The sequence below is a fragment of the Microcoleus sp. B4-C2 genome (genome assembly GCF_036705265.1).
In the GTDB taxonomy this organism is placed as follows: Bacteria; Cyanobacteriota; Cyanobacteriia; order Cyanobacteriales; family Microcoleaceae; genus Microcoleus.
The window spans coordinates 1-12,850 of sequence record NZ_JAUBUB010000041.1 but is presented as its reverse complement, the minus strand read 5'-3'; the positions used below and the strand labels follow the sequence as shown (position 1 = coordinate 12,850).

The 12,850-nt window shown below is 46.2% G+C and carries 3 protein-coding genes; 1 reads left to right on the top strand and 2 read right to left on the bottom strand.

The annotated features are described in order from the left end of the window. Positions 1–335: 335 nt before the first annotated feature. Positions 336–6,353 carry a response regulator gene (locus QUB20_RS13965; protein WP_333247019.1) on the top strand — a complete coding sequence of 2,006 codons (6,018 nt, stop codon included), beginning with the start codon at positions 336–338 and terminating at the stop codon, positions 6,351–6,353. Between the two features lie 454 nt (positions 6,354–6,807). Here QUB20_RS13965 and QUB20_RS13960 read toward each other — a convergent pair whose 3' ends face one another. Together QUB20_RS13960 and psbC are read right to left on the bottom strand one after the other, a co-directional pair. Then, positions 6,808–10,665: a GAF domain-containing protein gene (locus QUB20_RS13960; RefSeq protein WP_333247017.1), complete on the bottom strand. Its 3,858-nt coding sequence runs from the start codon at positions 10,663–10,665 to the stop codon at positions 6,808–6,810. A 569-nt stretch (positions 10,666–11,234) separates the two neighbouring features. Further along, positions 11,235–12,614 carry a photosystem II reaction center protein CP43 gene (gene psbC / locus QUB20_RS13955; RefSeq protein WP_333102538.1) on the bottom strand — a complete coding sequence of 460 codons (1,380 nt, stop codon included), beginning with the start codon at positions 12,612–12,614 and terminating at the stop codon, positions 11,235–11,237. Positions 12,615–12,850: the final 236 nt, after the last annotated feature.

Here is a 12,850-nt window from a genome sequence, read left to right as displayed (position 1 = left end):
GTAAAAATATGTAGGGGTAGTGCTACCCCTACTCCCCGTGCCTACCCCAACCTGCATCGGGGCAACCACGGGGGGTTTGCCCCTACAAGAATTACACGAATCATTTAGGATTGCTATAGATTGGTTCGTGAACCATATTAAAAAAAGTCGATCGAGAACTCAACTCCTACATGAGTAAGCCTTGATTTTAGTCTTAAAGCCTAAATAAGCGGTTCTGCGACCTTCATGGAAACTGTCAGGGAAATAACGAGAGTGCCTCTACGAAGATTTTTTATCAGAATCAGTTCATATTCAGCAAGTAGCAATTCTAGAAGTTTATGGGAGGGTCGATCTGAGTGCGTGATCAAAGATGGTTTGGTGCGATCGCCCTTCTCACTGCTGCCGGTTTTCTGGGCAACCATTGCAATTTGTCTCTTTTCTTTGGGGTTGATTTCCTCTTTGGCAGTATTCCCATACTAATTATTACTTATTACTTCGGCTGGGGCTGGGGAGGCTTGGCTGGTCTAATTGCAGGCAGCTATACTTATATCCTTTGGCATCATCCATACGCCACGATTATTTTGGTGATGGAGACTCTGTTTGTAGGGTTTCTTTGCAAGAAGTGCAAACAGCCAAATATCCTGTTATTCGATGGAATTTACTGGTTCTTAATTGGAATGCCCCTCGTTTGGGTTTTCTACGGTCAAATGATGCAGATGGATGCGAATCAGGCTATCCTCGTTATGTGCAAACAAGCAGTAAACGGCATTTTCAATGCCTTAGTTGCCAGTTTAATCATTTCCTATGCGCCGATTTATCGGTGGATTAGTGATTCAAAATATATCGCCCTTTCTTTACAACAAACAATTTTTCATTTGTTGGTAGCTTTTGTATTTATTCCAGGAGTGATACTATTAGTTTTTGATGGTAGGTACTTTGTTAGTCAAATCCAAACCACGGTGCAAACGGAGTTACAAACCAACGCAAAAACTATCACTAGCGCCATATCTAGATGGCATCAGCGACATCTCTTAGCTTTGAATACATTAGCTGAAGAATCGCTCATACCTGAAGCCACCACTGCTGCTAATACAGGGATTCAATCATCCGAACAGCTACAACAACAAATTAGCCTGATCGAGCAGTTGTTGCCAGATTTCGACAAAATTTATGCTGCCGATGAATCGGGAACAATTTTAGCGGCTTCTTCTCCTTTTAATCCAACCCGTCGGCGGTTGCTCGAAGAAAGCAGAGAACATAAATATCTGATTACCCTGGCTCAAGAGCGATCGAGACCTTGGATGACTTCTATCCACAAAGATTTATTAATGGATGAACCTCATGTAGGATTAAATGTTCCCCTGCAAGTTCAAGGTCGTTTTATTGGAGTGATCCACGGTTCATTAGGATTGAGCAAGATAAAATCTCTCTACATTTTCCAGAGAAACAATCAGAAAGTTCGCATTACATTGCTAGATCAAAACAACAAAGTCATTGCGAGTAATCAATCCGACCAAAAGCTTTGGACCAGTCTTGAGGAGTCAAAGAACGGCAGCACTCGCACCTTAGAGGGAACCTTGCAGCAGTGGCTTCCTAGCAATGGCAACAATCCGATGATCCGTTGGAAAAACTCTCTGTATATAGAGGAATTTACAATTAGCTCCGAGCTGGACTGGAGAGTACGCTTAGAAATTCCAGCCGCTCCCTATGTAAAAAAATTACAAAATCGTTACAAGGCTGACTTTAGCATTCTACTCGTCATCACAATGTTGGCATTTTTGTTTGCCACGCTGGTGAGCGAACGACTGGTAAAGCCATTATCCTATTTAGCTATTGCGACTACTGACTTACCCAACAAGCTTTCAGAAGAAACATTTGAATGGAAACATAGCTCTGTTACAGAAATCAATGAGCTTGCTAGAAATTTTCAATTGATGGGAATCGTGCTTAATCAAAAATTTAGGGAGATTAAACACGCCAACGCTACATTAGAACAGCGGGTTCAAGAACGAACACAAACATTATCCAAAATCAATCTCTCCCTGAAAGCTGAAATTAAGAGACGTAAACAAGCCGAAGCTGAACTAAGAACAAGAGAGGCGGCGATACGAGCTTTATATGAAGTCACTGCTACCCAAAATCTCAATTTTGAGCAGCGCATCCAAGCGTTGATTGAGATGGGATGTCAGAATTTTGGGCTAGAAAGTGGCATCTTGGCTCGTGTGCAAGATAATACTTATGAGGTGATGGTGGCGCGATCGCCCGATCGAGTCCTGAAACCAGGTGATGTCTTTGATATTAAGGAAACTTTGTGCTGTGAAGCTTTAGACACAAATGAACCCCTAAACATCGAACATATAGGAATCTCCAAATGGCATTACCATCCTGCCTATCTTGCCCTTGGCATAGAAGCTTATATTGGAACACGAGTGTTAGTTGCAGGCAAAGTCTACAGTACCCTCAGCTTTTCTAGTAAATCTCCCCGTGCAGACAGCTTTAAATCTGCCCATGTGGAATTATTGAAGCTGATGGCTCAATGGATTGGTAGTGAAATTGAACGGCATCAGGCAGAAGTCGCTCTGCAAGCGAGTGAAGAGCGGTGGGAACTCGCCCTACGCGGTAGTAATGATGGGGTATGGGATTGGAACGTCAACACCAATGAAGTATTCTTCTCGGCTCGCTGGAAAGAGATGTTGGGCTACGAGGATCATGAAATTCCCAATCAATTAGAGGAATGGAGCAAGCGAGTTCATCCCGACGATATCGGATGGGTGATGCAAGCAATTCAAGATCACTTTCAGCGCCAAACTCCCTTTTATATTACAGAACATCGAGTGCTTTGCAAGGATGGGAGCTACAAATGGATTTTGGCTCGAGGGCAAGCGCTTTCGGATGAAGCGGGCAGAGTTGTCCGCATGACTGGTTCTCAAAGCGATATTACGAACCGCAAACAGTTAGAGCAGGAAATTCAAGCCAGAGAGCAATTATTGAATGCTTTCTTTAAAGGAGCTTCCCTAGCAGGGGTGGGGCTGTGTATATACGATCGGCAGTTTCGATTTTTACAAATCAATGAGGCACTAGCTGAAATTAATGGCCTCTCTGTGGAGGCTCACTTAGGTAAGACAACCGATGAGATATTGGGGCAATTTGCTCCTGGTGTAAATGCACTGTTACAACAGGTTTTAACGACAGGAAAACCTTCCATAAACTTGGAAATTAGCACAGAAGTAACCAGTCGAACAGGTGCCCAGCGCTACTGGCTCGTTTCTCAGTTTCCCATTTTCAAGGATGCAGAGCATCCTATAGCAGTGGGTTGCATTCTAATTGAAATTAGCGATCGCAAACGAGCCGAAGCGGAACTGCAACAAATGAGTGCGGCGCTAGAAAATGCCGTGGCAGGGATTTCTCGGCTGAACCCTCAAGGACGCTATATCTCTGTCAATGTGACTTATGCTGCCATCTGTGGATATCAGCCCGAGGAAATGCTAGGGATGGAGTGGCAAAGAACCGTTCATCCTGAAGATGTTGAGAAGATGGGGGCTGCTTATGAGCAAATGTTGAGAGAGGGCAGAGTCGAAGCCGAAGCTAGGGGAATGCGAAAAAATGGCTCTAGCTTCTATAAACAAGTGGTGATGGTCTCTGCTTATGACGAGCAAAATGTGTTTGTTGGACATCATTGCTTCATGAAGGATATTAGCGATCGCAAGCAGGCAGAAGAAGCACTACAACGACAGTTGCAAAAAGCCCTACTGCTGAAGCAAATTACCCAAGAAATTCGTCAAAGCCTTAATGCTGAGCAGATATTTGCAACGGCTGCTATTCAGATTGGGCAAACTTTTGGGGTGAGTCGCTGCTTAATTAGCACATACCAGGACAATCCACTGCCTCAGTTTCCTGTCGTTGCAGAGTATCTAGCAGTGGGATGTGCCCCCAGCGGGGAGCATGACATTCTGGTGGCCAGTCCTGCTTATACAAAACGGTTGATGGCTCAAGATGAAGCGATCGCCTCCCCGGATGTCTACTGCGAATCATTGCTCACCTGTGCTCATTCAATTTGTACCAGTCTCAAATTGAGATCGACATTAGCAGTGCGAACCTCTTACCAAGGAGAACCGAATGGTGCCATTTGTTTGCACCAGTGCGATCGCTACCGTCATTGGACTACCGATCAAATCGAGTTGCTAGAATCAGTCGCGGCTCAAGTAGGAATTGCCCTAGCTCAAGCCCAATTACTAGAGCAAGAAACTCGACAACGAGAAGAATTAACTCTCAAAAACTTTGCCCTGGAGCAAACTAGACGGGAAGCAGAAGCTGCGAACCGAGCCAAAAGTGAGTTTCTGGCGATGATGAGCCATGAAATTCGCACTCCCATGAATGCGGTTATTGGTATGACGGGACTACTGCTGGATACAGAACTCAAGGCTCAACAGCGAGACTTTATCGAGACGATTCGCAATAGTGGGGATACGCTTCTGAGTATCATCAACGACATCCTGGACTTCTCCAAAATTGAGTCGGGCAAACTGGAGCTAGAAAAGCATCCCTTGAGCTTGAGAGATTGCATAGAAGGTGCGATCGACCAACTTGCAGTTAAAGCAGATGAGAAGGATATTGAGTTGGGCTACTTCATCCAGCCCCAGACTCCTAAGTTGATTTTGGGTGATGTCACCCGTCTGCGTCAGATTCTAGTTAACTTGCTCAACAATGCGATTAAGTTTACTGAAACTGGGGAAGTTACCATTTCCGTAGAAGCCTCTCTAGTTGATTCTGACAAAACAATTTCTGAGCCAGGGAACTTGTCAGAAAGCTTGTATGAAATCCAGTTTGCCATTCAAGATACAGGCATTGGTATTCCAGCCAATCGGCTCGATCGACTGTTCAAGTCTTTTAGTCAAGTAGATGCTTCGACGACTCGGCAGTATGGAGGGACTGGTTTAGGTTTGGCGATTAGTAAGCGACTTAGTGAAACGATGAACGGCACGATCTGGGTTGAAAGCCGAGGCAACATCGGAGGAACCCCTTCACAAAAATGGCAAGCCGCTAACCTTAATCGAGTCACAATGGGTTCTACGTTCTACTTCACGATTGTGGCATCCTCTGTGGCTACTGAGTTAGCGGAACCGATGGAAATGGTACCAGAACTATCTGGCAAGCGTTTATTAATCGTGGATGACCAGCCCACTAACCGACAAATTCTGACGTTGCAAGCAGAGACTTGGGGGATGCAGAGTCTAGCTGCCCAATCGGCTGTCGAAGCGCTCAACTGGCTTGAGAGTGGAGAAACCTTTGATGTGGCTATTTTAGATATGCAAATGCCACAAATCGACGGTCTCACACTCGCCTCAGCCATCCACCAGCATCCTAAGTGCCACCGTTTACCCCTCGTGTTGCTGACTTCAATGGGCTACCCAGAAGCGAGTTCTTCAGCGCTTTCCACCCACTTTGCCGCTTTTTTAAGCAAACCTATCAAACAATCCCAGCTCTATCAAATACTGATCCATGTGCTACAAGCTCAACCGAAAAAAGTTCAACAACAACTTCCTATATCTGTTCAGGATGATATGAAACTGGCCCAGAGACTCCCACTGCGAATTCTTTTAGCAGAAGATCATCTGGTAAATCAGAAGGTGGCACTGCTGCTGTTAGAGCGTTTGGGATACCGGGCCGATGTTGCGGCCAATGGATTGGAAGTTTTGGAAGCCCTGAATCGCCAGCCTTATGATGTCGTGCTGATGGATGTACAAATGCCAGAGATGGATGGACTAGAAGCCACCCGTCGTATTTGCCAGGAGTGGCCGGCTCATACTCGTCCCAGGATTATTGCCATGACGGCGAATGCCATGCAGGGCGATCGCCAGGTTTGTCTTGATGCTGGCATGAATGACTATATCAGTAAACCAATTCGAGTAGAGGTTCTTCACCAAGCGCTGAGTCAGTGTCCACCCAGCCCGGAACCGCAGCAGGAGGCCCAAAAGGAGGAATCAGATAGCAACAAGCCAGAAATTGAGATGCCAGCGGTTAACCTCACAGAACTGCAAGCCTTCTGTAGCAGCATCGATCAAGATTCAAGCCAGATTTTGAGCTTGCTGGCGAATTGCTACTTTGAGGAATCTCTAAAGTTGCTACAAGCTATGAAATTAGCGATCGCTCAAGCGGATACTCAAACCCTAAAGCGAGTGGCTCATACCCTCAAAGGCAGTAGTGCAAATCTAAGCGCAGCTCCTCTCGCCGAGCTTTGTAGCAGGTTAGAAGTTATGAGTACCTCTGGTGAACTAGATCAAGCCTCAACCCTATTGGCTGAAATCGAGGATGAGTACGATCGTGTCAAGAATACTCTCCAACAAGAACTACAAAAGAGGGAAACTAATCTATGAAACTCAATTAAATAGGCATCTTTTTGTACCAGGACTTAGGCAACTGTCATCCGCGATGCCGCAACCGGGCTATGCGATCGCATACGCACGATCGATCCTGATTCCAAATCTTTTAGCATCGGAATTATTCATATCATTTTTGGTAACACTCATACATGATGTTGACTGTTGACGGTTGACAGTCAACGCCGTTAACAGTCAACGCCGTGAACAGTGAACTCGAATTTACTATTTCAATGCTAACGGATTGGATATCATATATCTCTTCTCTGCATCTGCGTGAATCAGCGTGCATCCCTTGTCCGGGGCGGTTCATAAATTCTCTTTTTTTTACCGCAGATGAGGGCAGATAAACACAGATGCACCCAGATGAATTATATCAATTCCGGCTGCACCCTGCGTGATTGTTGAGTGTTGACTGTTTGCTGGATTTTACAACAATAATGACTAATGACTAATGACTAATGACTAATGACTGCTGTCGAAGCGGAATCTCGATCGCAAACTCAGTACCTTTCCCCACTTCCGAATGGCATTTTAAAACACCGCCGTGTTTCTCTACCACAATTTGGTAACTAATTGACAGTCCCAATCCAGTACCTTTTCCCACTGCCTTAGTCGTGAAAAAAGGGTCAAATATGCGTTGTCTCATAGATTCCGAAATTCCCGTACCGTTATCAGAAATCCGAATCAGCGCGCTAGGAATAGTACCATTAAGTTGACCGACAGCAGTCGAGATTTTAATTTGAGGAGCTACAGATTGACCAGCGCGCAACTTGTGCGATTCCAAAGCATCGATCGCATTCCCAATTACATTCATGAATACCTGATTCAACTGTCCCGCATAACACTCAACTCGAGGCAAAATGCCGTATTCTTTCACTAGCACAATGTTTGCACTGTCCGCATTAGATTTCAGCCTGTGCTGTAAAATTAACAGCGTGCTGTCAATGCCCTCGTGAATATCAACCGCCTTCATTTGACTTTCGTCAAGACGAGAGAAATTCCTTAAAGACAGAACTATTTGACGGATGCGATCGGCTCCCACCTTCATTGACAATAGCAATTTTGGCAAATCTTCTAGCAGAAATTCCAAGTCAATATCTTCACTCAATTTGTCTATTTCAGGACTATAAGCGGGATATTGCTGCTGGTAAAGTTCCAGCAAGCTCAGTAAGCTAGCAGTATATTCACTAGCGTGATTGAGATTGCCGTAAATAAAATTAACCGGATTGTTAATTTCGTGAGCAATCCCGGCTACCAGTTGCCCCAAACCAGACATTTTTTCAGTTTGAATCAATTGAGCTTGAGTCTGCTGCAAATCCTTTAAACTTTGAGCGATTTGTTCTGCTTGGCGTCGGGTTTGAGCGAGCAAATCGGCTTGTTGGATAGCTACGCCTAACTGATTGGCAATCTGAGCTAAAAAGTTAACTTCTGAACTTTCCCAACAGCGGGGCCCAGAATGTTGATATGCTGTCAATAAACCCCAAAGTTCTTGTCCTACAAAAATCGGCGCGATCGCATAAGCCTTCACCTGAAATTGCTCTAAAATACCGACATTACACTCGGAGTGACAAGCTTGATAGATATCGTCAACGGCTATAGTTTCATTATTCAGATACTTGCCGCCTTGGTTTGACTGCAAATAAGTATCTTGCCCAGCCGTATTGATACCTTCCCCTACCCATTTCATCCAGCCATTTTTTACAAACTCGGCAATATATTGACCGCTAAAATCAGGATTTAAGCGATAAACCGCTATTCTATCGACTTGCATAAACTGACAAACTTCTTGAGTAGCCGTCTTAAAAATCGCGTTGATATCGAGAGATTCTCGAATCTTAGCCACCACTTCAAACAGTATCCGCTGTTGCTCGGATGCCCACAGCAAATCAACTGATTGCTGCCGCGTTTTAGCCAACAAATCTGCTTGTTCTAATCCTACACTCAACTGAATTCCCACTTGCGTAGCAAACTGAATTTCCGAAGTGTTCCAATGGCGCAAACCGCTGCACTGGTGCACGCACAGCAAACCCCAAAGTTCGCTGCCATTCATCAGCGGCATAATCACCTGAGCTCTAATTTGAAATTGAGCTAAAAGAGCAACATGGCAGTCGGAAAGTCCAGCATTTTCGATATCTTGTAGCACTTGTATCTGTCCCTGACTATATTTCTTGGCATATTTTTCGCTAAAAAAATGATCGCGAACTTTTACATTCATTGCCGAACAAAACCCAGGCAAAACATCTTCGGTAATAAATTCGCCTTCATTAAAATTTAAACTAGGATCGAAGCGATAAATGCCAACTCTATCGGCCTTTAATACCCGTCGCAATTCTGTAGTTGTAGTACGAAAAATTGTATTTAAATCGAGAGATTGTCGAATCTTAGCAACTACCTCAAACAGTATTCGCTCCTGCTCTGCTACCCGCTGCAACTCAACTGCTTGCTGCTGAGTTTGAGCGAGCAAATCTGCTTGTTCTATGGCGATACTGAGCTGAGCGGAAATTTGGGTAGCAAACTTAATTTCGGAAGATTCCCAGTTGCGGGGAGCCGAACATTGGTGTACGCACAGCAACCCCCAAAGGTCGTTGCCTTTCATAATCGGTGCAACTAAAGTAGCTTTGATCTGAAATTGCTCCAAGACTTTGTGAAAGCAATCTTGCAGTCCGGCCTGTCTGATGTCAGACATGGCGTGAACTCGCCCCTGAGAATAGAGATTGGCGTAGTTTTCTCCAAAGCAGCGATCGTCCACTTTGACTGCCATTGCTGACACAAAATTTGGCAAAACATCTTCGGCAACGAATTCGCCGTCCTTAAATTCTGATGCGGAATCGAAGCGGTAAACTGCCACTCGATCGGCATTTAAAGCTCGTCGCACTTCCTGGGACATCGTGCTAAAAATCTTGTTCAAGTCGAGGGATTTCCGCATTTTAGCCACCACTTCAAACAGCACTTGCTGCTGTTGGGTCAACTGCTGTAGTTGAGCGGTGCGCTTTTGAACTTGATTTTCTAAGTTTGTGTTAAGTTCCTCTATTTGTTGATCGAGTTGGTAGTGGTTAATAGCATTAGAAAAGTGCGTGCCCAAAATTTGGAGCAATTCAATTTCTTCACCCTTCCATTCGCGAATTTGGGCAGTTTTTGATTCTTTCCACGCTTCAAAAGATATCCGAGATTGGGCGAGCCGCGCGTCGCTATCAAACTGTCTAGCCCAGAGAGTTTCGGTGTCAAATTCTTCTCGAAAAATGGTCAAGTAACCGAATATTTGCTGGCGGGCTCTGAGCGGTACGATTAAAATGCTGCGAATTTTGGTCGATCGAAATGCAGGTTGCAGGCTTCTCAAACTGCTAATTTGGTACAAGTCGGGAATTGCCCAAACCTGTTGCTGGCCGGATTTAAAATATTCGTGCCAGACGCTGTATTGCTCAACCTGCGGGTATTTTGCCGAAATTGGCATCTTCGGCCCTGAGCCGCAAGTGTAGACTGTGAGTTCGCCAGTGGAGTTATCCGAATAGGGAACTAGATTCGTAACCGGGCTGCTGTCGGAAATGAATGGCGTGGCGAAAATGCACAGCCTGCCGCCGGCTGCATCTAGTGCTGCTACCGATTCTGCCAAAGCTGTTTGGAGTTCAATCGCTGGCTGGGAGTTAAGGGCTGCGGCCACGCGGTTGACGGCAGCTTCCCGTTGAGCTTTCGCCATCGCTCGGGCGAGGAGGGTTGATTGGGTTATGGCGACGCCAAGCTGATCTGCCACCATCTGAACGCCTTGGAGTTCGTTTTCTGCCACACTCCGGGACTCGGAGTGGTGAGATACCAACAACCCCCAGAATTCTTCGCCGTGAAAAATTGGTACTACTAAGCAAGCCTTGACGCCCAGTGCAGTCAAGTATTCAGCGTGGCAGGGGTCAACTGCACGAAAGTACATTTCGTCGGGCAGCAGTTGGCCGGAAACCGCCTCGCGGCGCGGACTTTGGCCTAGCTGCCCGGAATCTATATCGACGATCGATCGCACCTGTAGTTGGGCGAACAGTTCGCGGGCGTGAGGGGGAATATCGTCTGCTGGAAAATGCAAACCCAATAGGGAGGGCAAGCGGTTGCCGTTAATTGATTCGGCAATCACTTCACCGCTACCGTCGCTATGAAATTTGTAGATTTTTACTCTGTCTGTTCCCAAGAAGGATTGAACTTCGGCTGCTGTTGCGCTGAGAATTTCGGGTAGTTCTAGAGAGTGGCGAATGCGGTTGGCGATGCGTTCGAGCAAATTTGCTCGATCGAACCTCACCTTGACATTTTCGATCTTTAATGAGTCCATTATTAATCTTTTGCTTTCCTAGCAATAATAGTAAGCGGCCCAAAAGTTTTGTGCCTGTTAAAAAATTCGGCAAGCACAGCCATTTAATAAAATATAAATATCCTGATGGCGATCGTCGATTAGTTTTGCACCTGTAGCGATCTGCCCTAAAATTGCAACTTTTCAGTGCAACTTTCCATTTGTGTGGGATTAAAACTTTGGTACTTTAAATATAAACTTTGTAGAGCCTGCGTTGCAAGCTCTATACCCCAAAAGATTAAAATTGTCAAGTTTCAAGACTTGTAGAGTTATTCACCGCCAGCGATGAAGGTGGCACCGAAATATCTCAGTCCTGGATGCAAAACCTGGCTGAGGAACGAGCTGACGGAAAGAAACAGCATGGAATTCAACAGGTTAACTCAGAAACCGGGTTTCTAGGTCTAGGATTGTATCTGCAGCTAGCGGGTTCGGAGAACAGTCGATCGACAATCCGCAGCTTTTTGAGATATTTTTAGATCAAAAAAAAGCTCCTGCCGTTAAGCAGGAGCCTTTTTCAACTAGACAATCAAATCAGAAATAAATTCGATCGATTAGTCTAAGTCTGGCATAGCCAGCACTGGTTCATTTTCGCGATCGATACCCTTCTCAAAGCCAGCGACAGCCGCGCGAGCGCGACCAGCGTGCCACAAGTGACCGACCAAGAAGAAGAAACCCATCACAAAGTGGAAACAGGACAGCCAAGAACGAGGAGAAGTGAAGTTAAACGAGTTAACTTCAGTCGCCACACCGCCCACAGAGTTCAAAGAACCCAAAGGAGCGTGAGTCATGTACTCAGCCGCGCGGCGAGCTTGCCAAGGCTGAATGTCATTCTTGATTTTGTTCAAGTCCAAACCGTTAGTACCGCGCAAGGGTTCCAACCAAGGGCCTTGGAAATCCCAGAAACGCATCGTTTCACCGCCGAAAATGATTTCGCCAGTAGGAGAGCGCATCAGGTATTTACCCAGACCGGTGGGGCCTTGTGCAGAACCGACGTTAGCACCCAAGCGTTGGTCGCGGATCAGGAAGGTCAAAGCTTGCGCTTGAGAAGCTTCCGGGCCCGTCGGGCCGTAGAATTCGCTGGGGTAAGCAGTGTTGTTGAACCAGACAAAGCAGCAAGCGATGAAGCCCATCAGGGACAAAGCACCCAAGCTGTAAGACAGGTAAGCTTCGCCAGACCAGATTAAGGCGCGGCGAGCCCAGCCGAAAGGCTTGGTCAAAATGTGCCAAACACCGCCAGCGATACAAATCAGGCCAAGCCAGATGTGACCGCCGATGATGTCTTCCATGTTGTTGACGCTGACAATCCAGCCTTCGCCACCAAAAGGAGAGCGAACCAAGTAGCCAAAAATCACAGCCGGGTTCAGGGTGGGGTTCGTGATAATACGCACGTCCCCGCCGCCTGGAGCCCAAGTGTCATAGACACCGCCGAAGAACATGGCCTTAGCTACCAGCAGCAAGCAACCGCCACCCAACAAAATTAGGTGATAGCCGATGATGTTGGTCATCTGGTTCTTATCTTTCCAGTCGTAGCCGAAGAACGAAGAGTATTCTTCGAGAACTTCCGGGCCGCGAACGGCGTGATAAATGCCGCCCAAACCGAGAACAGCAGATGAAATCAAGTGAAGAACGCCGACTACGAAGAACGGGAAGATATCAGTGACTTCACCGCCGGGGCCTACGCCCCAACCCAAAGTAGCGACGTGGGGCATCAAAATTAAGCCCTGTTCGTACATGGGCTTTTCTGGGATAAAGTGAGCGACTTCAAACAAAGTCATTGCACCGGCCCAGAACACGATCAAGCCAGCGTGAGCGACGTGGGCGCCCAGCAGTTTGCCGGAGAGATTGATCAAACGAGCGTTGCCAGACCACCAAGCGAACCCGGAGGATTCTTGGTCGCGACCGCTTGCGTAGGAATTAGAGAGCGTTACCACCCGGTAGAACCTCCAACGATTTTAGATTTTGGATTTTGGGTTTTTTGTTCCCTAGTAGGGCACGGGAGTACCGCGCCTGCGCCAGGGAGTAGGGATTTGGATTTCAGATTAATTTAAAAAAACTAAATTAATCTGAAATCCAAATCCTGATTTTTTTAAAGTGCGTTACCGCGAGGCAGAACTTCTTCAGGGAAGATGAAGTTTTCGTGAGGTTGGTCTGTCGGAGCCATCCAAGC

What these genes read in the sequence shown, in the direction of transcription:
- QUB20_RS13960 (WP_333247017.1), bottom strand. Translation starts at nt 10,665, where the DNA reads ATGGACTCATTAAAGATCGAAAATGTCAAGGTGAGGTTCGATCGAGCA.